Origin of the sequence: Kribbella sp. NBC_00482, assembly GCF_036013725.1 — a bacterium.
GTDB lineage: Bacteria > Actinomycetota > Actinomycetes > Propionibacteriales > Kribbellaceae > Kribbella.
The window spans coordinates 4,371,954-4,395,302 of record NZ_CP107881.1 but is presented as its reverse complement, the minus strand read 5'-3'; the positions used below and the strand labels follow the sequence as shown (position 1 = coordinate 4,395,302).

Here is a 23,349-nt window from a genome sequence, read left to right as displayed (position 1 = left end):
TACCTCTAGGGTTACTTCAGGGGAGGGGATCTGCGATGTCGATCGAGAATTTCAGTGTGCGGGGGCGGTTGGCGGACACGGGCGAGGGGATCACGGCCGACGAGCTGCAACTGGCGGCCCGGAATCACGGGATGCCGTTGGAGGGCCTGCGGTACGACGTGACGCCGCCGGGACTGCACTACGTGCTGGTGCATTACGACATCCCGGCAACGAACGCGGGCGACTGGCTGCTGAGCGTGGACGGGTGCGTCGAGCAACCGTCGGCGTTCGGGCTGACCGAGTTGCGCATGATGGGACGCCGTACCGTCCGCGTCACGTTGGAGTGCGCCGGCAACGGCCGCGCGACGCTGCAACCGCGGCCGATCAGTCAGCCGTGGTTGTCGGAGGCAGTCGGTACGGCGGAGTGGACGGGCGTGCTGTTGTCCGATCTGCTGCGGCTTGCGGGGCTGCGCTCCGATGCCGTGGATGTGGTGTTCACCGGCGCGGACCACGGTGTGGAGCGCGGCGTCGAGCAGGACTACCAGCGTGGACTGTCGGTGGAGGAGGCGATCGACTCCGGCGCGCTCGTCGCGTGGGAGATGAACGGTGCGCCGTTGCCGCCGCAGCACGGCTACCCGCTGCGCCTCGTCGTACCTGGCTGGTACGGGATGGCGAGCGTGAAGTGGCTGCGGTCGATCGAGGTCATCGACCACACGTTCGACGGGTTCCAGAACGCGGTGGCGTACCGGATCCGCACGGACGCCGACGACCAAGGCGTCGCGGTCACCCGGATCGAACCGCGGGCGCTGCTCGTCCCACCCGGTTTCCCGGACTTCATGAGTCGGCACCGCTTCGTTGCCGCGGGCACCGTTGCGTTGTTCGGCCGGGCCTGGTCCGGGTGGGCGCCGATCGAGCGGGTCGAGGTCAGCACCGATGCCGGCGTCAACTGGCACGAGGCGAAACTGGGTGCCGCCAGCAACGAAGCCGACGAGCTCGCCTGGCGGGCCTTCGCCTTCGACTGGGAGGCGACACCGGGCGAGCACGTCCTCACCGTCCGCGCGTACGACGCCAGCGGTCGCGAACAACCCATCGAGGCACCGTGGAACCGCGGCGGCTTCAGCAACAACACCGCCCAGCGCATCACAGTCCTCGTCACCTGATCCGCCGCGTGTCGCTGGCGGGTTCCGGCGTACCGGAGTCACATCCTGGAGAGGTACACGGTTCTCACCTCCAGGAGTGGTGCGGTGAACGAGCTGGATACAGAGGTGCACTTGCACGCACGGGTGTTCCGGGCGGCGGGTGAGTGGTACGCCGACGTCGACGACGAACTCGATCCGCAGCCCGACGACCCGTTCTGGTGCGGCTCGTACGCGTCCCAGCGGGCCGCGATCGACGCCGCCTGTGAGCGGATCGCCGCGTTCCACCGCACCCAGATCGACCGTCTCAGCCGTCAACCGTTGCCGCAAGCAACCGCGTGAACATCAGAATCCGGCCGCGCGAGCGTGATAGTCACGTCGTGCCACCGCGACCACTTGTCCTCCGGTCGAACCACCGCCGCCTCTTCCTGCCGTGTCGCGGCCCCGTCAGTTCGATTCCGGCCGCCTCGGCCGCGCGCCGTCTGGCCGCGGCCTCGCGTGCGTCGGCGCGATCACGCTCCCGGGCTCGTTCTCGCCGGGCCTGCGTCCACCGGGTGGGCTCCTCCAGTCGCTTCCACCACGCGAACCGTTCGGCCAGCCAGCGGGCGGGGTAGCAGGCCCCGCCCGCGATCGCGAAACAGAGGAGCGGGGCCTCGGAGAGAGTGCTGGGGCGGGTCAGCCAGCCGAGGAAGTACAACCCGCCGCCCACCGTGCCGAAGAACAGCAGCAACAGAAGTAGCTGCCGGCCGTGCAGGTCGTCGTCGGGGTCGCTCACCGGAACATCATGTGCCATGGACGCAGCCGGGTGTCGCGCGGTTTCATTCCGGTTCGTTGTGGGAGTCGCCGCCGACGCGGTACGGCGTGGTGACGCCTTCGTACATGAGGTGGGTCATCAGGCCTTCGGAGGCGTGCGGGAGGTTGTGGCAGTGGTCCATCCAGAGGCCGGGGTTGTCGGCCACGAAGGCGATCTCGTACGTCTCCTTGTTGCCGACCTCGAGGGTGTCGACCCACCACGGTGAACCCGTCGCCGCGACGCCGTTGCGGGAGAGGACCACGGCGTGGTGGCCGTGCAGGTGCATGGGGTGCGCCTGGCCGCTGGTGTTGGAGATCTTCATCCGGACCACGTCACCCTCGGCGACCATGAACATCGGTACGTCGGGGAACTTGTGGCCGTTGATCGTCCACCACAACCCCGGCACACCGTCCAGGAACCCGGGCCGCCGCCCGATCCGGTACTCGAAGTTCCGGTCCGCGTTCGCCGGGTCGAACCCGATCGGCGCCGCCGTACCGTAGGTCAGCAGATCCACGGTCTCCCCCGGCAGGTCACCTTTCGGAGGGTCGACCGGCCCGATCCCGAGCGACAACGCCGACGTACCGGCGACCAGCCGCATCCCACCGGCCGGGACCACAGCCTCGAGATCCACCCGTCCACCAGCAGGCAGCGGATAGGCAGCCGTCACGGCCGTCGGCCCATGGACGTCGCGACCGTCGACCGCGATCACCTTGTACGGCGTCCCGATCAGCCCGACCCGCAGGATGGCGTTGTCGGTGTTGATGACGCGCACGCGCGCCGTCGTACCGGCCGGCAGCTCCACCCGCGCGGTCCCGGTGCGCCCGTTGATCGTCCGCTTCCCGTCGTACGTGTGGATCGCCGCGATGACCTCGCCGGAAACGGCCGGCGCGATCACGATCGGGCCGAACAGCCCGCCCTTGACCTCGTCGCTCGACACCTGATGCGAGTGGTACCAGTACGTCCCCGCCTGCGCGGCCTTGAACCGGTACACGTGCTTCCCACCCACCGGTACGGCGTCCTGCGTCACCCCGGCGACCCCGTCCTCGGCATTCGGTACGCCGATCCCGTGCCAGTGCAACGTGGCGCCGTCCTTCACGGACTCGTTCACGAACGTGACCTGCACCAGATCGCCCACCCGCGCCCGGATCAGCGGCCCGGGTGACGTCCCGTTCACCGTGTACCCGTCGATCGTCTCCCCGGACGCGAGCTGGAACTTCTGCTTCCGCGCCACGAGCGTCACGTCCACGTTCGGCGTACCCGTCTTGGGTCCCGTCAGGTCCGGGACGCTCATGCCGCTCATCGTGTGGTGCTCATGATTCATCGACGGTCCGCCACCGTAGTCGGCGTACCCCATCTCCGCCGGGTCGTACTCCCCGGGGACCAGGCTGGTCGCCCAGAGGTACCCGAGCGGTACGAGTACCGCCAGGGTCACCCCCAGAGCAACCAGCCGGCCCCACCGGCGGTTCTTTACGTCAGCCACTGGTCACAGGCTGATTCGGTACGGCGGCCCGTCGCGCGCCGGCGCTCGCCACACCGGCGATCACGAGTCCGTTGATCCCGTGCAGCAGGCCGAGCGCCGGCACCCCGAAGGACACCACCGCGAGCAGGAACTGCACGACCACCAGCCCGACCACGATCCCGGCCATCACCCGGCCCCGCGGTACGTCGGTCAGGAACGACACGATCAGGAACACCAGCGCGAGCAGCCCGATCGCCGTACCGGCGATGCTGTGGTAGCTCTGCCCGAAGTTGCTGTAGTCGGCGCCGATCGAGGTGCCGTCGTCGGCGTCCTTCGCGATCGTGAACCCGGCCAGCGCGATCGAGGCGACCTGCAGTACGACCGCGATCGCGATCAGCATCCCCACGATCCGGTACACGTTCCTCATGCGCGACGCTCCGTCTGGCGCTTCCGTACGACGAACGCGGCCGCCACGATCAACGCCAGCGGCAGGATCGGCGGATGCCCGCCACCCACCACACACCCGATCGAGGCCAGTACACCGAACACGCCCAGCAAGATCAGCAACGGAAACGGAACCCGCCCCAGGAACCCACGCCGGGCCCACTCCGGCCGCCCAGGCCCAGCAGCTCCAGCAGCGTTCTCTGGTGCTGTCCACGGCTGCTTGCGCCAACCCCACGGGCCGGCCCAACCTTCACCACCATCACCACCACCACCACCAGCAGCCTGCTGTGCTCCCGGCAGGTCCGCGAACAGACCCTCCAGGTCGGCGCCGGTCCGCGCCTTCAGTGCCTGCTCGACGCGCTCGGAGTGTTCTTCCGCGCTCAGCCGGCCGGCTTCGTAATGCTCGCCCAGACGCCGGACGGCGTCCTCACGCTCACTGTCGCCGATACGGATCGATCCGCCCGGCCTCTCGTCGTTCATGACACTCCTCGGTGCTCGTAGTTCTTCCAACGGCACCAAGACTGTCTTTCGAACCCCCTCCACCGCGTCGCCTCAGCGGCGGCACCTCCCCTACCCCCGGAGGAGCACACTGCACCACTGGACGCAGTACCGCGTACTCCCCCGGGCGTAGTGCACCCCAGGGTGAACCCTCAGCTGTTGACCGAGAGGATCTTGTTCACATCGTCGTTCGCCTTCGCCAGGGACGCCGGTTGAGCCTCGAACGAGAGGACCGCGTCCATGGCCGGTGTCATCACCGCGGTCACGTCCGCGGCGTTCGGGTTAGCCGGGTACGGGAACACGTCACCCGCCTCGACCGGCTCCAGGAACGGCGTCACATCCCATCCGCTCTTCGCGAACGCCGCCTTGGCCGCCGGCATGCTCGCCGCCACCGCCGGGAACACGACGCCCGCCTTGGCGACGATGTCCTGAGCAGTCTGTGACCCGAGGAACTTCACCCAGGCCCACGAGGCGTCCCGCCGCGTGGTGCCGGCCCAGATGGTGTCCGCGAGCCCGTTCATCATCGACATCCGCTTGCCGACCGGCCCGATCGGCAGCCGCGCGAGCTTCGTCTTCACCTGCTTCAGCGTCCCGTACGTCCCGAGCATCCAGGAGCCGTTCGGCGTGATCGCGTACTTCCCCGCACCGAAGGAGGTCGTCACGTCCACCCCGGACTTCGCCTGCGCGTACGTCGGCATGTACCCCTTGGTGATGAGCCCACGCCACCACCCGATCGTCTCGGTGAACTTCGGGTCGCCGTAGAAGAACTTCGTCCCCCACGGCTCGCCCTCGGAGTACTTCCAGCCGTTGATGGCGGCGTACCAGCTCCAACTCGTCTGCCCGTCACCACCGCCGGCGTCGGCGTACCCGAGTCCGTAGACCTTGACGTTGTCCTTGTCGAACCCCGGCTGGTCGCCGCGACGGCCCTTGGAGTCCACCGTCAGCCGGCGGACGATCTGCTCGAAGGTCCCGCCGTCCTGTGGGTTCCACGTCATCGAGTTGAGCTGCTCGGTACTGATCCCGGCCGCCTCGGTGAACGCGCTGTTGTAGAAGTAGACCTCGGTGTCCCAGTCCTTCGGCAGGCCGTACCGCTTGCCGTCCGCGCCGATCCAGCGATCTGCCAGACCCTTCTGGTAGATGCCCAGATCAACGTTGTCCTTGGCAACGTAGTCGTCGATCGGCAGCACCTGCCCCTTGTCCGCGAACAGCGGGTACTTCGACGAGTGTCCGGTGAACACGTCCGGCGCGGTGTCCGAGATGAACCCGGTCACCAGCTTCGACCAGTAGTCGTTCCACCCGTACTGCTCGATCTTGACCGAGTACTGCGGGTTCTGTTCGTGGAACACCTTCGCGCACTCGGTGTACATCGGCAGCTGCGCGGAGTCCCACAGCCAGTAGATGATCTCGCCGTCGCCACGCGCCGCGGCGCCGTTGTTGCAGGCGGCAACAGCTGGTACGGCGAGCGCGCCCAGTCCTGCCTTCAGCAGGGTCCTTCGTGAGAGGTTCATCATTTGATCCCTGAGAAGCCGATGGAGTTCGTGATCCGCTTGGCGAACGCCAGGAACAGGATGATCATCGGCAGCGCCGCGATCAGCGTCGCCGCCATCAGCCCGGCCCAGTCCGGACCGCCCTGCGGCGTCTGCGACCGGAACACGCCCAGCGCGACCGTCAGCACCCGCACGTTCTCCTGCTGACCGACGAGCAACGGCCAGAAGTAGTCGTTCCACGAGTTGATGTAGGTCAGGATCGCCAGCGTCGCGATCGGCGCCGCGCTCATCGGGATGATCAGCCCGAAGAAGATCCGCCGGTGCCCGGCGCCGTCGATCATCGCCGCCTCCTCGAGTTCCCGGTTGATACTGAGGAAGAACTGCCGGAGGAAGAAGATCGCGAACGGCGTCATGAACGCGCCCGGCAGGATGATGCCGGCGAAGCTGTTCAGCAGCCCGAGGTTCTTGATCAGCACGAAGTTCGGCAGCGTGGTGAAGATCGGCGGCACCATCAGCGCGGCCAGGAACAACGCGAACACTTTGTCCCGCCCGGGCCAGCGCAGCCGGGCGAACGCGTACGCCGCCATCGCGCTGAAGAACACCTGGCAGACCGTCGTGATGGTTGCCACCACCAACGAGTTGCGCAGGTACAGCCAGAAGTTCACGGCCGCGCCGGAACCGCCCTGCGCCTGCGCCTCCTCGATCGACGCCAGTCCCAGCACCCGCTTGAACGCTCCGAGCGTGGACTCCACGGGCAGCAGCGAATCCGGGTGACCGGGCAGCTGCGTGTTGTCGGAGAACGCCGTACGCAACATCCAGTAGAAGGGGAACAGCGTGACGATCAGCAGGACGAACAACAGGATCCACGCGACCGTACGGCCGACGCTTACGTCCCGCCTCATGCGAGATCACTCTCCTTCGCCCGCAGCAGCCGCAGCTGGAGCAGCGACACGACCGCCAGGATCGCGAACAGCACCAGCGCCATCGCCGACGCGTACCCGAAGTCGAACCGGGTGAACGCTCGTTCGTAGATGTAGTAGTAGATGACCCGGGTCGCGTTGATCGGACCGCCCTGCGTGGTCACGGCGACCGTGTCGAAGATCTGGAACGACCCGATCATGGTGACCACCAGGACCATCACCAGAACAGGCCGCAGCAGCGGCAGCGTGATCCGCCAGAACGTCTTCCACTCGGTCGACCCGTCCACCTCGGCGGCCTCGTAGACGTACTTCGGGATCGTCTGGAGTCCCGCAAAGACCAAGAGAGCGGTGTACCCCATGTGCCGCCAGACGTTGATCCCCGCGACCGTCGGGATCGCCCAGTGCGAGTCGCCGAAGAACGCCACCGGGTCGATCCCGACCCAGCCCAGGAACGTTTGCACGACGCCGACCTGCACGTCGAGCATCCAGTACCAGACCAGCGCGACGACGACGTTCGCGACCAGGTACGGCGCGAGGATGATCGCGCGGACCGTGATCGACTTCGTCAACCGGTACATCAGCATCGCGATCCCGACCGCCAGTACGGTCTGCACCCCGATGTTGATCACGACGTACTCGACCGTGACCCCGAGCGCGTTCCAGAAGAAGCTGTCCTGGACCATCCGCTCGTAGTTGGCCAGCCCGTTGAACTTCGGCGCCGAGAGCAGGCTGTACTCGGTGAAGCTCAGGTACGCGCCGCGCAGCGTCGGCCAGATGTAGAACACGACGAACCCGAGGGTGGCCGGGGCGATGAAGATCATCGCGACCTTCAGGTCCCCGAGGTTTCGCCGTTTCCCCGGTGGTGCCGTGGAGTCCCCGTGACTTCGTTTCCTGGCAGGTGGTGCGTTGGTGGTGGCGGTCACGGGGATCTCCTCCTCTGTCCGGGCGATCGGACGGGCTTATCCGACCTCAGTCACGTCCAGCAAGATCGCGTTCTCCGGCCACTGCGCGGGCATCAGCACACCGACCGACGCGAGGGCGGCGCCGTTCAGCTCCACGCTTCCGCCGTCGGCCGACCACGCCGTGGACCGCGACACCGGTCCGGGCGTCGCGACCTTGCTGATCCGGTACGTCCGCTGCGGGTCCAGTCCGGGCAGCCGCACCCGGCCGACGGCCGAGGTCACCGACTGCGCGACCTGTACGACGCTGAACACGCCGCGGGAACCGTCCTTGGCCACGACGCCGTGGACGAGCACGTCCTCCGGCCCGCGGTCTGCGCGGACGACAGTCCCGGTGTGCAGCAGCGGCCGCAGTTCCTTGTGCAGGGCGACCCAGCCTTTGAGTTCCTGGCGTTCCTCGGGGCTGGCCGACGCGATGTCCCACTCGATGCCGAAGTGGCCGAACAGCGCGGTGATCGCGCGGAACGACAGCGTCTGCGTGCGGCCGGTGGTGTGCGCCCGCGGCGGGCCGACGTGGCAGCCGATCAGCTCCGGCGGCAGCAGGAGCTGCGTGTAGCGCTGGATGGTCTGCCGCTCGAGCGCGTCATTGCTGTCGCTGCCCCAGATCCGGTCGGTGCGCTCCAGGATGCCGAGGTCGACGCGGGCGCCGCCGGACGAGCAGGACTCGATCTCGAGCCCCGGGTGCCGGCGCTTCAGTTCGTCGATCAGCCGGTACACGGCCAGGGTCTGCTCGTGAATGCCCGCCGTACCCGTGTGCTGGTTGCCGCCGTCGACGAAGTCGCGGTTGTGGTCCCACTTCAGGTACGCGATGTCGTACTCGCTGAGGATGCTGTCCAGCCGCTCGAGGATGTAGTCGTACGCCGCCGGGACGCCGAGGTTCAGGCCCTGCTGGTGGCGCGCGGTCGGCGGCATCCGGTCGCCGGTCGCGAGGATCCAGTCCGGGTGCTCGCGGGCCAGATCCGAGTCCGGGTTCACCATCTCCGGCTCGACCCACAGCCCGAACTGCAGGCCGAGGCCCTTCACGTGCTCGACCAGCGGGTGCAGGCCCTTCGGCCAGATGCCCTCGTCGACGTACCAGTCACCGAGGCCGGCGTGGTCGTCGCGGCGGCCGCGGAACCAGCCGTCGTCCAGCACGAACCGTTCGGCCCCGACCTCGGCGGCCGCGTCCGCGAGCGCCTTCAGCTTGTCGAGATCGAGGTTGAAGTACACGGCCTCCCAGGTGTTCAGTACGACGGGACGCTCGGTCTGCGGGTGGTTGGAACGCGCGCGCAGGAAGTCGTGGAAGCGGTGCGAGACCTGGTCGAGGCCGACGCCGTACGAGCCGTAGATCCACGGGGTGCTGTAGGTGCCTGCGGGCGCGAGGCGACCTTCGCCCGGGAGCAGCAGTTCGCCACCGCCGATCACGCCGTACCCGCTCATGCCGCGCTCGGCGTACGAGCGGTGGTTGCCGCTCCAGGCGGTGTGCACGGCCCAGACCTCGCCGGCGCGGAAGCCGAAGCCTTCGGTGCCTGCCATCAGCAACAGCGTGGCGTCGGCGCCGGTGCGGCCACGGCGGTTGTCGCGGATGTGGGCGCCCTGCGTGAACGCGTGCCGCTGCGGGTGCCGCTCACCGATGTGCCGGCCGGTCAGGTCGAGCAGCTCGGTCGCCTCGGTCGGCACGGGCAGTGCGAGGTGCAGGCCGTCGACCGTGTACGGCGTTGCGCCGGTGTTGGTCAGGTCGGCCTTGGTCCGCACGAGACCTGAGTCCGTGAGCTCGACCGCCAGCCTGAGCGCGAGCCCGGCCTCGGTGTCTGTGGCGTCGATCTGCACGGTGTTGTCGGTGCGGGCGACGCTGTTCAGGGTGAAGCTCGCCGAGAAGTCCTGGCCGTCGCGGTGCCCGTTCAGGCCGGGGAGGCCGAACCAGCCGGCCGAGTACTCGGGCACGATCGCGATCGGACGGTTCTCGTCCAGGCCGTTGCCTTCCTGGACCGCACCCACGCCGCGGCGCAGTTCCAGCAGAGCGTTCTCCGTCAGTTCACCCAGATCCGCACCCCAGTGCAGGACGGACGGAAGGGCCGGACCGGAGCAGTCGAGCACCAGGCTGACACCACCGGCGCGGAGCTGCAGAATCTCGATGTTCGACACTGTTGATTCACTCTGCTTTCTGATTGATTTCAGGACGGAACTATTTACCCCGCCAGCCCCGTTGTCAATGCTTCACGAAGTTAAGTAAATACCCTAGAGCTGTCTACAACGAAGGAAAAGGGTGCGATCAGTGACTGAGCCGGGCCTTGAGGAGCAGCTCGTGCAGTCCAGCCTCAGCGGACGGCCGGTCCGGCAGGTCACTCACTGCCTCCGCCTCGTCCAGCACGTTCTGTAGTTCACGTACGTCCGCGGCAAGCCGCTCGAAGGCCGGCCCTTCGAGCGGCGCATGCTCAGCCTCAGCCTTCGCCGCCATCAACTCGGGCAGGTACGCCGGCCCGCCCGGGAGCTCGCGCAGATCCGCCTGAACCACACCGGTCCGCATCAGATTGATACCGGTCAGCAGCACCCGGAACGTGTACAGCAGCGGCTTCAGCTCACGCTTCTTCTCGAAGAACTCCCACTGGGTGCGCGCGAACCCGCGGTAGTGGTGCGCGTGCCACTTGGTGATGCAGCCCTTGGCGAGCGCGACGAGCTCCGCGTGTTCCGGCGTACTGAGGACGACGAGGGGTGACAGGACCTGCTCGAGGACGTAGCCGTTGCGGCGGAGCATCAGGCGGGCGAACTTGGCCAGGTCGTGAGTGACCAGATCGACCTCGGCCTCGTTCTCGAACCAGGTGCGATCGAGAGTCTCCGGTCCGTGACGCAGTCCAACCACCTCGGCGGCCGGCAGGACGTGTACGCCGCGCAGGTCGACGTCGGAGTCGCGGGACGGGAAGCCGTACAGGTGCGCGCCGGAGACTGTTGCGAAGAGCAACGGGTACGGCTGCTCCCCCATGATGGTTCGCAGCTCGGTGTAGTCGAGTTGGCGCATGTCACGCGTCATCGAGGCTCCTCTTGCGTACGGACCGCAGCCATGCGTCGACGGTGGGGACGTCTGGGGTTGCTGGGAGGACTGTGCGTTGCAGGGCCTTGTCCAGGTCCTCGTGGAGGGTCAGGCGCCAGCGTTCTACCTCGTCCCACGGGAGGTCACCGCGTTTGATGGCGAGGAGGCGTTCGCGGTGTGGGCCGACATCGACTACGAGGGTTGCTTCGAGTAACAGCTCGCGGGCCGCGAGTAGCAGGCGGATCAGGTGCATGACGTGCTTCCACTTCGGCGTACCGTCGCGGCGAAAGTCCGTTTCGAGCTTCTTGAACTGGCTGAGCACGTAGCCCGAGTAGGTCTGGTAGGCGAGTTGGGACAGGAACGCCGTACGGAGGCCGACGAGTTCCTCACCGAGGGGCGCCTGTTGGACGACGAGGGGTGAGTGCAGGACCTCTAGGAGGTTCGGGTTGGACTTCAGCGCGAGTTCGCAGAACCGCTCGATCTCCCACGAGAACCATTCCGGCTCTGGTCCGTCGACGTGCGTCGGCGGCTTCGCGAGCGACCAGAACGCTTCGGTCGGGGCGACGTACACACCGCGCGTATCAGTGTCCGAGTCGTCGGTGTCCAGCCCGAAGGCGCGCGACCCGACGACCGCGGCGTAGATCGTGTGCTCGCGCACCAGCCGGTCGCCGTCGGGCTGATCGAGTTCGATCGCCTCGTCCTGGTACGCCGTACGCAGGCTGAGCTGATCGCGCCGGGCCACGGTTTGGCGACCGTCCACGAGGCGGACCGTGTAGCGGCCGTCCGCGGTCACGCCGGCGACCCGCCCGGTCGCCCCGCGCTGCGCCGTACCGCCTCGATCGTCGGGCGCCGCGACCCGCACCACCACCTGCGTACCAACCGGCAACTGCGGACCGTGAACTGCCACCCGCCCATATTCCCCGACCCCGGACGCCCAGGCCATCACATTTGCGCCGCCCCGAGCCCTTCCCCGCATACCAACCCCGGCGACCGCCAATTGTGATGGCCTGGGCGTCCGTCATTCTCTTGACAAATTTTTCTGTCAAGGGGAGATTGGGGGGATGCTGCGGTACGTCGAGGAGCCCGAGAAGGTGCGGTTGGCGTTGTCGCCGATCCGGCGGCGGCTGCTCGAGTTGTTGCGGGAGCCGTCGTCGGCGACCCAGCTCGCCGCGACGCTCGACCTGCCGCGGCAGCGGGTGAACTACCACCTGCGCGAGCTGGAGAAGGCCGGCCTGGTCGAGCTCGTCGAGGAGCGGCGGCGGCGCGGGTTCACCGAGCGGATCCTGCGCGCGTCGGCCGATCTGATCGTCGATCCGGGCGTCATGGGCCGTGCGTTCACCCAGATCCAGGACCAGTACGCCGCCGAGCACCTGGTCGAGGTCGCCGCGGGGACGGTGCGGGACGTGGCGCGGATGCAGACCGCGGCCGACGCGGACGGGAAGCGGCTGCTGACCTTCACGCTCGAGACCGAGGTGCGGTTCGCGGAGCCGGGCGACGTTCACCGGTTCACCGACGCGTTGACCGCCGCGATGCAGCAGGTGGTCGAGCAGTTCGACAGCGAGGACGGGCGGCCGTATCGGCTGATCGCGGGCGGCCACCCGGCACCCCGCCGTACCGAAGGAGAGACATGAACGACGACAGACCCCAGATCGTGGTGACCGTGGCAGCGCCGGTGCAGGCGGTCTGGGAGGCGCTGCGGGACAAGGACAAGATCCGGCACTGGCACGGCTGGGAGTACGAGGGCACCTCGGGCGGGCTGGAGGAGGAGATCGACCTCATCTACTTCACCGAGGCCGCCGAGGACGGTGCGACGCTGACGCTGGGCGGCGGCGACCGGTTCGTGGTCGAGCCGGTCGACGGCGGGTCGCGGATCACGCTGACCCGGGCACCGCACGGCGCCAACCCCGACTGGGAGGCGTACTACGACGACGTCACCGAGGGCTGGACCACCTTCCTGAATCAGCTGCGTTTCGCACTGGAGCACCATCCGGGCGAGGCCCGGCGGACCTTGTTCTACGCAGGCAGCGGTGCGAGCCCACTGGCCGGCGAGCTGGGGGTCGACGTGCGGTCCGCTGGTACGCCGTACGAACTCGACATGATCGGCGAACAGGCCAAGGGTCAGGTCTGGTACACGTCCGAGCACCAGATCGGCCTCACAGTAGATGCCTGGGGCAACGGTCTGCTCGTGCTCAGCCACATCCCGCCGGGCGGGTCGAAGCCGAACGGCGCGGCGATGGCGATCCTGTCCCTGTACGGCGATATCGACCGCGACGCCATCGACCACCGCTGGAAGGCCTGGTGGGAATCGCGCTACGACTCGTCCGGCGATTGGGGCGCGCCGGAGTGACACGGCGGTGACACGGCGGTGACACGGCGGTGACAGGGCGCAAAGGTGTCAGTACTCTCGGTCTACCGGGTGTGGTTACCGGGAAGTACATTTCTTGCCGACGGTGATCTGGAGGGGGTCCTGAGATCACCGAACTCCGGCGAGAGAGGCCTTCCGGATGCAGATTCCGAGAAGTCGTCGAGTGTCAGCAGCAATCCTTCTACTCTCCATGACCGGCCTAGGCCTGGTCGCATCCCCCGCCCACGCCGACGGTCCCGGATCGGGGACGCCGTACGTCGTGACCGTTGGGGACTCCTACATCTCGGGTGAAGCCGGCCGGTGGGCCGGGAGCTCGAACGACTCCGAGGCACCGGCCGATGCGCTCGGTGCACACGCCTACCACGACAACGCGACGCACACCGCCGAGCTGATCCCGAAGTGCCACCGCAGTCAGTCCGCCGAGGCGTACGTCGGTGGCGGGGTCGGCGGGCTGAACCTGGCCTGCTCGGGCGCTCGCACCACGACCGGCACCGGCAGCGACTTCAAGCCGGGCATCGACTTCTACGACGACGGTGCGGGCAAGCAGGGGCAGGCGAAGATGCTGCAGGTCTTCGCCGCGACCCACAACGTGAAGCAGGTGGTCGTCTCGATCGGCGGCAACGACTTCAACTTCGCGTCGATCGTCTCCCAGTGCGTGCAGGACTTCCTGCTCTCGCCGTCCTGGGACCCCGACTACTGCCGCGACGACTCGTCCGTCGTCGCCAACTTCACCTCAGCCAACATCGCAGGAGTTCGCGGCAAGATCGCCACAGCGTTCCAGAACGTCCGCACGGCGATGCGGAACGCCGGGTACGGCGACAGCGCGTGGAACCTCGTCGTACAGACGTACCCGTCACCGATCCCGGCCGCCAGCGGGTTCCGGTACGGACAGAGCGGCTACACCCGGCAGAGCGTCGGTGGATGCGGCTTCTGGAACGCGGACGCCGACTGGGCGAACAGCACCGCGCTCGTCACGATCAACAACACGGTCCGCGCCGCGATCGGCGACTCGGGCCTGTCCAACGCCCGCCTGCTCGAGCTGCAGTCCGCGTTCAACGGCCGCCGGCTCTGCGAGAACACCGTCGGCCTGTACGAAGAGGTCGGCCTCAGCTCGTGGACCCAGCCCACGGCCGTCGACAAGACCGAGTGGATCAACCAGATCCGCACGGTGACAACGGTCGGCTCGAACTACTTCATCCAGGAATCCCTGCACCCGAACTACTGGGCCCAACTAGCACTGCGCAACTGCCTCCGCCAGACCTACACCCAGAACCGCGGCGGCACCTGCACCATCGCCGGCACCGGCCTGGTGAACGGTGAACCACGCATGACTTTGAATTAACCCTTCTTGGGCCGAACGTAGGTGACAGAAGCTCCCGGCGTGCCCAGCAGCACGTCCATCAACTTCTCGTTCCGCCTACGTTCGGCTCGGGTATCGACAGGCCAGTCGATGTGGATCGCGTCATACAGTGCAAACCGATCAAGATCCATGCTCGTCTTGACCGCCGACCCCCAAGCGATTGCAGCGGCCACAGCACCGCGATAAGCGATGTACGCGAAGGCGTATGGCAGCAACGCGAGCAACAGCCACCACCCTGCACCGAGCATCCAGACCGTTGTCACGACCGCCGCTGCCAGCCCATAGAAGGCCAGCCGGATCGCAATGTCCATCTGCTCGCGGGTGTCGTTGATGTACGCCGCCCGGTTCGGTGCCGCCACCATCGTCAGGTGGGGCGCGATGCGAACCAACGGGAGCTTGTAGCTCTGCCCGACGCTGTCCTCGATCCGGCGCAGGACGTTCCCGAGACGGGTCGGCAGCATCCGGTCCGCGTCTGTCGGCATCGAGCTGTCCAGGACCTTCTTGATCGCTTCCCTGGCCATGATCAGACCGTGAACCCCTGCGGCGCTCGGCAGCAGGCGCTCGGTCTCTCGCTCGGCTTCCAAGAGCGTCTCCCTCTGCTCGCTGGAGAGGCCAGCGAGCTCCGCTTCGCCCATCCGCGACAGGATGATCTCGTCGAGCTGATTGTTGGTCTCTGCCTCGAGATCTGAGGCACGGTGCTCCCAGCGAATCTGTCGAGTCCGATGCCGCAGGGCCAGCGTCGTCGCCAGCCGTACGGCGAACGGCCGCGGACCCCAGTAGCCCTCCAGCAACTGCGTCGTCGCGTACATCAACGGATGAACGGCGAAACCCAGCACCAGCGCGGCGCCGACCAGCAGACCGATCTTGGTCGGACCCCATTCGGAGAAGGCTATTTTCAAGCCTGTCAGGGTGAACTTGCCGAAGGGATGATTGACCGCACCCTGGAGAGCAACGATCCACACGACGAACAGCAGGGACGGCAGCAGCGACGCAAGGCTGAAGTATCGCCCGATCTGCGAGCCGACCGAGGTCGCCGCCCCGGGAAGCCCAGCCGCCATCAGCGTTCGCCCTTTGGCTGCCGCCAGCCGCAGGTCGTGCAATACCAGACGTTCGTGCGCTCATTGAACTTCATCGTGTACCGCCGGCACTCCTCGCACCGGCGGGACGAGCCCATCCTGCCAACGCCAGCTGCATCCGGCCTCGGGGTCTGCGTCGTTAGGCTGAGCCGCAGGATCAATTCAGTCAGCGCACTCAGCACGCGAAACGTCATCCCGGACCTCCCCACCCCTCGATAACCGTCAGTATGTCCCGGCCGTGGCCGGTGATCCAGGGGTCGGCGCGGCGGGCGGCGAGGGCCGAGCGGCCTTGAGATGCTGTTGTCGAGGTGGAGGGAGTTGCGGATGCGAGTGGGGCGGCTGACGGTGTGGGTGGTGCCTGTGCTGGCTCTCGCCGTTCTTGCCGGTGCCAGTGCCTGGCTGGGCGCCATTGGTGGCGCTGTCGCGCTTGGACTCATGGTGGCGGTAGGCGCTGGCCTGATCCTTCGCGCAGGAGTCGATCCGGCGAAGGGCATCAAGGCCCCGGTGTCCGAGTCGAAGGCTGGCTCCCCCGCGCAGGGCGACCCGTCTGAGCCGGCCGGATCACTGCTGAGCGGCGCGGATCTCACCGGAGCGGATCTCACCGGTGCCGACCTTCGCGGGCTGGATCTGAGAAACGTCAAGCTCAATCGGGCGATCCTTCGTGACGCCGATTTGCGCGGGGCTCGGCTGTCGCAAGAGCCTGACAAGTGAGCCGGCCGCCGCACCCCCGAAGGTGCGGCGGCCGGGTTCTCTTTCAGTGCGTCAGCTCAGGTTCAGGCCTGTGTCGTCGATGACGAACGAGGTCTGGAGCGAGCTGTCCTCGGTGCCGGTGAAGCTGATCGACACCGTCTGGCCGGCGAACGACGAGACGTTGAACGACTTGAGCGAGTAGCCGCTCGCCTTGTTCAGGTTCGAGTACGTCGCCAGCGTGGTCGAGCCCGCCTTCACCGTGAGCTTGTCGTACTGCGTCGACGTAGTGGTCTCCGCAGAATCGATGTGCAGGTAGAAGGAGAGCGTTGCCGAGCAACCGGCCGGGATCGCGACCGACTGGCTCAGCGTGTCGGTGTGCGTCCGGCCGTAGCCGTCCAGCCACGCCTTCCAGGTGCCGCCGTGCGCGGGCTGGGAGGCGGTGTTGTCGATCACCCCGGCCGAGGCCGTCCACGGTGACGCCGTACCGGTCTCGAAGCCCGGGTTGCCGAGCTTCTGGCCGGAGCAGTTGCCGGTGCCGCCGCTGATGGTGAAGGTGAACGACGTGCTGCCCGAGCCGCCGGCGCTCGCGGCCGCCGTCGCGGTGACGTTGAACGTGCCGCTCGCGGTCGGCGTACCGGACACGGTGCCGGTGGACGAGCCGATGGTGACGCCGGCCGGCAGACCGGTCGCGGACCAGGTGTACGGCGCGGTGCCGCCGGACGCGGCGAGCGTGAACGACGCGATCGCCGTACCGACCGTGCCGGTCTTGTTGCCCGGGTTCGTGACCGTCACGCCACCCGACGTGGAGCAGGTCGGGTCAGCAGTCTGAGCCGGCACGCTGACCGCGTCCCAGGCCGCCTTCACGGTGTTGAACTCGGTGCAGCTGCCCGGGTACAGGTTCTTGGCCGCGGTCAGCGTCCAGGTCCGGTACTTCAGGTACGAGCTGCTGCTGGTCTTCATCAGCATCGCGTTGTACATGATCCGGATCGCCTTCTGGATGCCGATCCCGGTCACGGTCGAGCTGTTGCAGGTCGGGCTCGCCGGCGAACCGTTGCTGCCCTGCGACAGCAGGTAGAACCAGTGGTTGCCCGGACCGGCCGCCGCGTGCACCTCGGTGCCCGGGATCGAGCTCGAGTAGCAGTTCGGGTCGCCGAGCGCCGACGGGTTGTACATGTTCCGGATCGGCCCGCTGCCGACCAGGTTGACCTCTTCACCGACCAGGAAGTCCGGCGGGTCGTACGACGCACCCTGGTTGCTGTAGTACTCCGTGGCCGCGCCGAACGTGTCGGCGACGAACTCCTGGGTGCCGCTGCCGGAGATCCCGCCCGGCGTGTGGTCGTCGATCCCGTGACCCATCTCGTGGGCCAGGACGTCGATCGAGCCGATCCAGCCGCCGGCCGTGTTGTGGCCGATCTGCACCTGCGAGCCGTCGTAATACGCGTTCTCGTCGTTCAGGCCGACCCGGATCGGCCAGGCGCCGCCGTTACCGTCCATGCCGTTGCGGCCGAGCCAGTCGGTCAGCATGTGCCGCTCGGTCTGCGCCGCGAACAGGGCGTCGACGCAACCGGTCTCCTTGTTGGACGCCGTACCGTTGCCCCAGTTGTCGTCCGGACCGGAGAACGTGGTGTTGTTCGCCGCGTCCTGGCAGGACAGGTTGGTGGTGTTGGGGTCCTTCATCGAGTACGTGCTGCCGGACAGCGTGGTGTCCAGGTGCACCGGGCTCGGGCCGCTGTACGCCGCCGTACCGTTCCCGGCCATCACGTGTTCCTTGCTACCGAGCACCTTGCCGCTCTGCGCGTCGACGTACACCGACAAGCTCGACGGGTCGTGGCCGTTGTTGCCGCTGACCCGCGACTGCCACACGAGCGTCGGGGTGCCCTTCAGGGCGTAGACGGCGAGCGTCGGCGTGGTCGACGAGTCGACCTTCTTGAGCTGCGTCCTGGCGGTCTTCTGCGCGGCCGCGGGGGTCACCTTCGCGGTCGTCGACAGCTCCGGTACGGCGGTGGTCTGGCCGACCGAGGTGTACTTCACGGCACCCTTCGCGTCGGTGACCACGACGAAGTCACCACCGACGACCGGGAGGCCCTTGTACGAACGCTCGTACGGGACGTACTGCAGACCGGACGGCTCCGAGATCACCTGCTTCGCGGTGAACTTGTCGTCCTTCGAGGCGTGCAGGGCGCTCGGCCGCCCCGCCACGAGTGAGGAGGCGGAGTCGGCGGCGAACGCCTTCGACTGCGCCTGTGAGGGCCGCGGCGGAGGTGCCGCACTCGTCGCCGCACCGGCCGACGTACCGAGCCCGGCAAGTGCTGCCGCAGCGAGGCTGGTCACCCCGAGAACGACAGCAACTTTGCGGGAACGCTGAAACAAGACCATGGACGTGGTCCCTTCGCGATGTACTGAAGTGATGAACTCGCTTCGCTCGTTCATCGGGTGCTTGGGCGGGTTGCGCCTCGCCGGACTGGAGGCGGTGCACCACTCCGCCTGGAACCTCCGGCCTACCCATCGACCCGGCTGTCCGGAAGACCCCTTTCCATCCAGCCCCGATGGATCGCGCGGACGGACACTATGTCTCGCCCCGCACCCGGGCAAGACGCTGTCGTGCCGTTGGCACCCCGATGACAACTGATCGCGTTGTCATCGCTACTAAGCGCTGACAAACCCCCTCCAACCTGAGAATCATCACGAGGGTGAGGGGGCGGTTGCGGACGGTGGCGGGGCTGGGGTGGGGTGGGTCTGCTGGTGGTCTGGGACTGGTGTGGATGGCAGAATCGCGCAGACGGGTTGGCTGCCGCGGGGTGCGACACCCCGGCGGCGGGACCGGACGCGATCAGGACGACGCCGGCTGGGGTGTGAGTGGAAACCGAATTCGTGCTGTCGCTCGGCGAACAGCAGTGGACGCTGGCGGCCGGGACCGACACGATCAGCATCGGCCGCGCCTCGAACGCGGACATCCGGCTGCAGGCGGACGACCAGATCTCCCGCATCCACGCCCGCTTGAACCGCGACGGCGACTCCTGGACCCTCCACGACGAGTCCCGCAACGGCACCGGCCTCAACGGCCGCCGCATCACCGCCCCCACCCCCCTCACCACCGGCGACCGAATCCACATCGGCCGCTCGGTCCTCACCTTCACCGAATCCGCCACCCCCAGCCCCGCAGACGCACCCGCCCAGGCCAGCGCCCCCGAGGCGCCGTACGCCGCCCCCACACCGGTCCCCCAGAACGAACCAACCCCCGTCACCCCACCCGCCCCCAACCAACTCCCCCAGCCAGACCAACCACCCGCCGCGAGCCCGTTCGCACAACCAGACCAGCCAGCCGCCGCCGACCCGCCCGCGCAACCAGACCAACCGCCCGCTCTAACCCCGTCCGCACAGCCAGACCAAGCGCCCGCCGCGAGCCCGTTCGCGCAGCCAGACCAAGCGCCTGCTGCGAGCCCGTTCGCGCAACAAGAGCAGGTGCCCGGTGGGAGCCCGTTCGCGCAGGGTGAGCAGGTGCGTGATGACGGGCCGTTCGCGCAGGCGGACCAGCCAGCCGCTGCCAGCTCGTTCGCAGAGCACGCACCTGGCGACAGCCCCTTCGCGGTGGGCGAGCAGGAGCCTGCTGGTGGTCCGTTGGTGCGGGATGAGCAGTCACCTGGTGATCCGTACGGGGCCGAGGCGGGTCGTGGGTATGGGGCTGCGGGGGTGGTTCCTGGGTTCGAGGTGGGAGACGGCGGGACGTGGGCGGCTTATCCGTCGGCCGACAATCCGGAGCGGGTGCGGTCGCCGTCCGAGATCTCCGCGCAGATCGACCAGTCGGAACACAACTGGAACGCGTCCGCCGGCTGGCCCGACCCAACCGCGGCCGCCGTCGACCAACGGGCAGGCGGCGATCGGCGGGCCGTTGGGCGGGATCGTCGTGCGGCGGGTGGCGATCGGCGGGCGGCGAACGCGGATCGGCGTCCGGCGGAGGCGGGACAGCAACGGTCCGGCGCGGGTGACCGGCTCCCTGGGGCGGATCAGTCGTCCGGAGCGGAGCGCAGTACGGCCGATGACGCCGTGGGGGCGGTGCGGTTGTCGCGGGTGCTGATTGCGGCCGGTGCGGTGATCGTGCTCGGGATCGTCGTGAACCTGGTCGTCACATTCCTCGCCGACGGACCCGGTGGCGTGCTCAGGTGGTTGGTCCCGCCGGGCATCGCCCTCGTGGTGGCGATGGTCCTCGCGCTGGCTGATGCGGCGCTCCCGAAGGACCACCGGCCAGGCCGTCTCAACGTGCCGGTTCTCGTCGCGGTCGCCGTGGTGCTCGTCGGCGTCGGGGTCGGCGGGTTCGCGCTGACCGCGGGGGCGGAGTACGCCGGCGGCTATCTGACCGGCAACGAGACCGGTGAGGACCGCCTGATCAAACCGGTCACGAAGCCCGGCACCGGTGTCACGATGACCGTCGAGAACGTCACGTACACGAGCCATTTCACCCGCGTCGAGGTCAAGCTGATCAACACCGCCAAAGAAGCGATCACGGTCCCGATCGACGGTACGACGTTCACCGCCGCCGACGGCACCGCCCTGCGCGCCGACCCGGGCCGCAGCGCCTGGCCGAGCCGGATCGCGGCCGGCGGCACCGAACACGGCACGCTCACGTTCAAGGGTCACCTCCCGGACAGCGCCACCGCGGCCGTGCTCACGTTCAAGTCCGGCTCGACGAGCTTCGCCATCTCCAAGATCGCCCTCAGCAATTAACATCGAAAATTGATATAGTCGGCGCCATGCTGGACGTCGACCGATTGACCACGGTCATCGAGGACTTCAACACGATCTTCATCCGCCTCCCGTCGGTACGGCGGCTCAACTTCTCGGCGCTCTCGGTCCTGCACACACTCCACCGGCGCGGACCGTTGCGCCTCACCGACCTGCTGGCGACCGAGCAGCTGAAGCAACCCGCGCTGACCAGCCTGGTCGCGAAACTCGAGCAGGACGGCCTCGTCCAGCGCCGCCCCGACCCCGCCGACGGTCGCGCCAGCCTGCTGTCGCTGACCAGCACCGGCCAGGAGCTCGTCCGATCCCGGCACACGAACCGGGTCACGAAACTGACCGCACTCGTCGAGCAACTCACCCCCGACGAACGCGCAGTACTCGCGGGCTCGATCGACGTACTCCACCGCCTGACCGCACTCGCCGAGGACACCCCATGATCCCCACGCCCATCGCCGTACCCGACGAGGTCCTCGACGACCTCCGCCGCCGCCTGCGCGCGACGAAGTGGCCGCGCGACGCCGGCAACGACGACGGTTTCTACGGCGTACGCCGTATCCGCCTGCAACCGCTCGTCGAGTACTGGGCGGACGGTTTCGACTGGCGCGCGGCCGAGCGGGCGATCAACGCGTACGACCACTACCGCGTCGACGTCGGCGACGTACCGGTGCACTTCCTGCGCCGGCCGGGCGTCGGCCCGCGGCCGATCCCGTTGATCCTGAGCCACGGCTGGCCGTGGACGTTCTGGCACTGGTCGAAGGTCATCGACCGGCTCGCCGACCCCGCGGCGTACGGCGGAGATCCAGCGGACGCCTTCGACGTGATCGTCCCGTCGCTGCCCGGGTTCGGCTTCTCGACGCCGACCCGCGTGGACATGAACTTCTGGAAGATCGCCGACGTCTGGCACGAGCTCATGACGGATGTCCTCGGGTTCCCGAAGTACGCCGCGGCCGGCTGTGACGTCGGCGCGCTCGTGACGGGGCAGCTCGGCCACAAGTACGCCGATGAGCTCTACGGGATCCACATCGGGTCGGCGCTGAAGCTCACGTTCTTCAACGGCGACCGCGGCTGGGACCTGAGCGGCGGCAACCCGATCCCGGAAGGGCTGCCGCCCGCGATCCACGCCCGCGTCATCGAGCTCGAGCGCCGCTTCGCAGCGCATCTCGCCACGCACGTCCTGGACCCGAGCACGCTCGGCTTCGGCCTCGCCGACTCCCCCGCCGGCATGCTCGCGTGGATCCTGGAACGCTGGCAGAGCTGGTCGGAGGGCGACAAGGCGTTCACCGACGACGACCTGCTCACGCACGCGACGATCTACTGGGCGGGCAACGCGATCGACACCTCGATCCGTACGTACGCCAACAACAACCGCTACCCGTGGACGCCGTCGCACGACCGTACGCCTGCGATCGAGGCCCCGACCGGTATCACGTTCGTCGGCCACGAGGACCCGCCCGGCGTCCACACCCCCGAGGAGCGTGTGCAGAACTTCCTCGCCGGCGACCGCGCCGCCTGGTACAACCACGTCAACATCACCGCCCACCCGAACGGCGGCCACTTCATCCCGTGGGAGCTCCCAACGGAATGGACCGACGACCTCCAGCGGACATTCCGCGATCTCCGTTAGGTACGACGGAAGAAGTCCATCGTGCTTGCGTCCGCCGGGAGGTAAGTCTCGACGGCGATCTCCTCGAGCGTGATGTCGAACGCGGCGCCGAACGTGGTGACGGTGCTGAGGAACGCGAGGTCCACCCCGCGGTGCCGGATATGGATCGGGAGGGCGATGTCGGCGGGGTCCGGCGGCGTGGTGTCGACGGGGCCGTGGGCAACGAGTTCGTCGTACAGCTGATGCAGCTCGGGGTCGCCGGAGGCCGCGGCCTGGCGGGCGAGGCGGGGCAGGAGGTACCCGCGAACCTGTTCGAGGTTGCGGACCCGGGACGCCAGACCGTCCGGGTGCAGACCGAGGCGCATCAGGTTGATCGGTGCTGTGAGCAACTTCTTGTCGACGCCGGCGAGGAACACGTTGAAGGAGTCGTTCGCGAGCAACAGGTTCCAGCGGCGGTCGACGGCGACGGCCGGGTACGGCGCGTGCGCCCGGACGAACTGTTCGAGCGCCGCGCGGACCCGCGTCATGTCCGGGTCGTCCAGCGGCGTCTGCCGGTACGCGGGCGCATGACCGGCCGCCACCAGCAACCGGTTGCGTTCGCGCAGCGGTACGTCGAGCTGCTCGGCGAGGTGCAGCACCATCGCACTGCTCGGAATCGTCCGCCCGGTCTCGACGAAGCTCACGTGCCGCGAGGACACGTCCGCCTGGATCGCGAGATCGAGCTGACTCAATTTCCTCCGTCGCCGCCACTCCCGCAACAGCTCGCCCACAGGCCTGTCGTCACTCACACCATCGAGTATCCAGGGCCGCGCCATGACAAGGCAGGTAATCGACAG

22 protein-coding genes are annotated in these 23,349 nt (G+C 67.9%); 9 read left to right on the top strand and 13 right to left on the bottom strand.

Annotated elements, in window-relative coordinates; genetic code table 11:
• The first annotated feature begins 35 nt into the window (after positions 1–35).
• Positions 36–1,139 (top strand): sulfite oxidase, encoded by a 1,104-nt coding sequence (locus tag OHB24_RS21605; RefSeq protein ID WP_327640895.1) that lies wholly within the window; start codon positions 36–38, stop codon positions 1,137–1,139.
• 84 nt (positions 1,140–1,223) lie between these two features.
• On the top strand, positions 1,224–1,457 hold the full coding sequence (locus tag OHB24_RS21600; protein WP_327640894.1) for a hypothetical protein: 234 nt from the start codon (positions 1,224–1,226) through the stop codon (positions 1,455–1,457).
• A gap of 31 nt (positions 1,458–1,488) precedes the next feature.
• Here OHB24_RS21600 and OHB24_RS21595 read toward each other — a convergent pair whose 3' ends face one another.
• The 10 genes from OHB24_RS21595 to OHB24_RS21550 all read right to left on the bottom strand — a co-directional run bounded on the left by OHB24_RS21595 (position 1,489) and on the right by OHB24_RS21550 (position 11,589).
• Positions 1,489–1,890 (bottom strand): hypothetical protein, encoded by a 402-nt coding sequence (locus OHB24_RS21595; protein ID WP_327640893.1) that lies wholly within the window; start codon positions 1,888–1,890, stop codon positions 1,489–1,491.
• Positions 1,891–1,933: 43 nt separating this feature from the next.
• Positions 1,934–3,388, bottom strand: coding sequence for a multicopper oxidase family protein (locus OHB24_RS21590; RefSeq protein WP_327640892.1), 1,455 nt, complete (start codon positions 3,386–3,388; stop codon positions 1,934–1,936).
• A complete protein-coding gene (locus OHB24_RS21585; protein WP_327640891.1) occupies positions 3,381–3,794 on the bottom strand; it encodes a hypothetical protein in 414 nt (137 codons plus the stop codon). Before OHB24_RS21585 ends, OHB24_RS21590 begins: the two co-directional genes overlap by 8 nt.
• On the bottom strand, positions 3,791–4,291 hold the full coding sequence (locus OHB24_RS21580; protein WP_327640890.1) for a DUF1707 SHOCT-like domain-containing protein: 501 nt from the start codon (positions 4,289–4,291) through the stop codon (positions 3,791–3,793). The genes OHB24_RS21585 and OHB24_RS21580 overlap by 4 nt, the downstream gene beginning before the upstream one ends.
• 170 nt (positions 4,292–4,461) lie before the next feature.
• Positions 4,462–5,817, bottom strand: a complete 1,356-nt coding sequence (locus OHB24_RS21575; RefSeq protein ID WP_327640889.1) for an ABC transporter substrate-binding protein — start codon at positions 5,815–5,817, stop codon at positions 4,462–4,464.
• The gene (locus OHB24_RS21570; RefSeq protein WP_327640888.1) at positions 5,817–6,698 is read right to left on the bottom strand and encodes a carbohydrate ABC transporter permease; all 882 of its coding nucleotides are present in this window, start codon (positions 6,696–6,698) and stop codon (positions 5,817–5,819) included. Before OHB24_RS21570 ends, OHB24_RS21575 begins: the two co-directional genes overlap by 1 nt.
• Positions 6,695–7,639 carry a carbohydrate ABC transporter permease gene (locus OHB24_RS21565; RefSeq protein WP_327640887.1) on the bottom strand — a complete coding sequence of 315 codons (945 nt, stop codon included), beginning with the start codon at positions 7,637–7,639 and terminating at the stop codon, positions 6,695–6,697. Before OHB24_RS21565 ends, OHB24_RS21570 begins: the two co-directional genes overlap by 4 nt.
• Before the next feature lie 36 nt (positions 7,640–7,675).
• Positions 7,676–9,799 carry an alpha-galactosidase gene (locus OHB24_RS21560; RefSeq protein ID WP_327640886.1) on the bottom strand — a complete coding sequence of 708 codons (2,124 nt, stop codon included), beginning with the start codon at positions 9,797–9,799 and terminating at the stop codon, positions 7,676–7,678.
• A gap of 127 nt (positions 9,800–9,926) precedes the next feature.
• A complete protein-coding gene (locus OHB24_RS21555) occupies positions 9,927–10,682 on the bottom strand; it encodes a nucleotidyltransferase domain-containing protein (protein ID WP_327640885.1) in 756 nt (251 codons plus the stop codon).
• On the bottom strand, positions 10,672–11,589 hold the full coding sequence (locus OHB24_RS21550) for a nucleotidyltransferase domain-containing protein (RefSeq protein WP_327640884.1): 918 nt from the start codon (positions 11,587–11,589) through the stop codon (positions 10,672–10,674). Before OHB24_RS21550 ends, OHB24_RS21555 begins: the two co-directional genes overlap by 11 nt.
• Before the next feature lie 154 nt (positions 11,590–11,743).
• Between OHB24_RS21550 and OHB24_RS21545 the strand changes: the two genes are divergently transcribed.
• The 3 genes from OHB24_RS21545 to OHB24_RS21535 all read left to right on the top strand — a co-directional run bounded on the left by OHB24_RS21545 (position 11,744) and on the right by OHB24_RS21535 (position 14,389).
• Positions 11,744–12,313 (top strand): helix-turn-helix domain-containing protein, encoded by a 570-nt coding sequence (locus OHB24_RS21545; protein WP_327640883.1) that lies wholly within the window; start codon positions 11,744–11,746, stop codon positions 12,311–12,313.
• A complete protein-coding gene (locus tag OHB24_RS21540; protein WP_327640882.1) occupies positions 12,310–13,029 on the top strand; it encodes an SRPBCC family protein in 720 nt (239 codons plus the stop codon). Before OHB24_RS21545 ends, OHB24_RS21540 begins: the two co-directional genes overlap by 4 nt.
• 208 nt (positions 13,030–13,237) lie before the next feature.
• Positions 13,238–14,389, top strand: coding sequence for a hypothetical protein (locus OHB24_RS21535; protein WP_327640881.1), 1,152 nt, complete (start codon positions 13,238–13,240; stop codon positions 14,387–14,389).
• Here OHB24_RS21535 and OHB24_RS21530 read toward each other — a convergent pair.
• Positions 14,386–15,507 carry a hypothetical protein gene (locus OHB24_RS21530; protein WP_327640880.1) on the bottom strand — a complete coding sequence of 374 codons (1,122 nt, stop codon included), beginning with the start codon at positions 15,505–15,507 and terminating at the stop codon, positions 14,386–14,388. The two genes, OHB24_RS21535 and OHB24_RS21530, sit on opposite strands and share 4 nt — an antisense overlap.
• A gap of 300 nt (positions 15,508–15,807) precedes the next feature.
• Between OHB24_RS21530 and OHB24_RS21525 the strand changes: the two genes are divergently transcribed.
• The gene (locus OHB24_RS21525) at positions 15,808–16,194 is read left to right on the top strand and encodes a pentapeptide repeat-containing protein (protein ID WP_327640879.1); all 387 of its coding nucleotides are present in this window, start codon (positions 15,808–15,810) and stop codon (positions 16,192–16,194) included.
• Between the two features lie 51 nt (positions 16,195–16,245).
• On the opposite strand, the gene OHB24_RS21520 is transcribed toward OHB24_RS21525, so the two are convergent.
• A complete protein-coding gene (locus OHB24_RS21520) occupies positions 16,246–18,549 on the bottom strand; it encodes a M4 family metallopeptidase (protein WP_327640878.1) in 2,304 nt (767 codons plus the stop codon).
• Between the two features lie 480 nt (positions 18,550–19,029).
• Here OHB24_RS21520 and OHB24_RS21515 point away from each other — a divergent pair, with 480 nt between their 5' ends.
• From OHB24_RS21515 to OHB24_RS21505, 3 genes are read left to right on the top strand one after another with little or no spacing between them, the layout of a single operon-like run.
• Complete coding sequence (locus OHB24_RS21515) at positions 19,030–20,895, top strand: FHA domain-containing protein (protein ID WP_327640877.1); 1,866 nt, start codon at positions 19,030–19,032, stop codon at positions 20,893–20,895.
• A gap of 26 nt (positions 20,896–20,921) precedes the next feature.
• Positions 20,922–21,347, top strand: coding sequence for a MarR family winged helix-turn-helix transcriptional regulator (locus OHB24_RS21510; protein WP_327640876.1), 426 nt, complete (start codon positions 20,922–20,924; stop codon positions 21,345–21,347).
• Entirely contained in the window at positions 21,344–22,534 is a 1,191-nt protein-coding gene (locus OHB24_RS21505) for an epoxide hydrolase family protein (protein WP_327640875.1), read from the top strand. The genes OHB24_RS21510 and OHB24_RS21505 overlap by 4 nt, the downstream gene beginning before the upstream one ends.
• Here OHB24_RS21505 and OHB24_RS21500 read toward each other — a convergent pair.
• Complete coding sequence (locus OHB24_RS21500) at positions 22,531–23,301, bottom strand: helix-turn-helix domain-containing protein (RefSeq protein ID WP_327640874.1); 771 nt, start codon at positions 23,299–23,301, stop codon at positions 22,531–22,533. The two genes, OHB24_RS21505 and OHB24_RS21500, sit on opposite strands and share 4 nt — an antisense overlap.
• Positions 23,302–23,349: the final 48 nt, after the last annotated feature.

What these genes read in the sequence shown, in the direction of transcription:
- OHB24_RS21605 (WP_327640895.1), top strand. Translation starts at nt 36, where the DNA reads ATGTCGATCGAGAATTTCAGTGTGCGGGGGCGGTTGGCGGACACGGGC.
- OHB24_RS21585 (WP_327640891.1), bottom strand. Translation starts at nt 3,794, where the DNA reads ATGAGGAACGTGTACCGGATCGTGGGGATGCTGATCGCGATCGCGGTC.
- OHB24_RS21580 (WP_327640890.1), bottom strand. Translation starts at nt 4,291, where the DNA reads ATGAACGACGAGAGGCCGGGCGGATCGATCCGTATCGGCGACAGTGAG.
- OHB24_RS21575 (WP_327640889.1), bottom strand. Translation starts at nt 5,817, where the DNA reads ATGAACCTCTCACGAAGGACCCTGCTGAAGGCAGGACTGGGCGCGCTC.
- OHB24_RS21570 (WP_327640888.1), bottom strand. Translation starts at nt 6,698, where the DNA reads ATGAGGCGGGACGTAAGCGTCGGCCGTACGGTCGCGTGGATCCTGTTG.
- OHB24_RS21555 (WP_327640885.1), bottom strand. Translation starts at nt 10,682, where the DNA reads ATGACGCGTGACATGCGCCAACTCGACTACACCGAGCTGCGAACCATC.
- OHB24_RS21545 (WP_327640883.1), top strand. Translation starts at nt 11,744, where the DNA reads ATGCTGCGGTACGTCGAGGAGCCCGAGAAGGTGCGGTTGGCGTTGTCG.
- OHB24_RS21540 (WP_327640882.1), top strand. Translation starts at nt 12,310, where the DNA reads ATGAACGACGACAGACCCCAGATCGTGGTGACCGTGGCAGCGCCGGTG.
- OHB24_RS21535 (WP_327640881.1), top strand. Translation starts at nt 13,238, where the DNA reads ATGACCGGCCTAGGCCTGGTCGCATCCCCCGCCCACGCCGACGGTCCC.
- OHB24_RS21525 (WP_327640879.1), top strand. Translation starts at nt 15,808, where the DNA reads ATGCGAGTGGGGCGGCTGACGGTGTGGGTGGTGCCTGTGCTGGCTCTC.
- OHB24_RS21520 (WP_327640878.1), bottom strand. Translation starts at nt 18,549, where the DNA reads ATGGTCTTGTTTCAGCGTTCCCGCAAAGTTGCTGTCGTTCTCGGGGTG.
- OHB24_RS21510 (WP_327640876.1), top strand. Translation starts at nt 20,922, where the DNA reads ATGCTGGACGTCGACCGATTGACCACGGTCATCGAGGACTTCAACACG.
- OHB24_RS21505 (WP_327640875.1), top strand. Translation starts at nt 21,344, where the DNA reads ATGATCCCCACGCCCATCGCCGTACCCGACGAGGTCCTCGACGACCTC.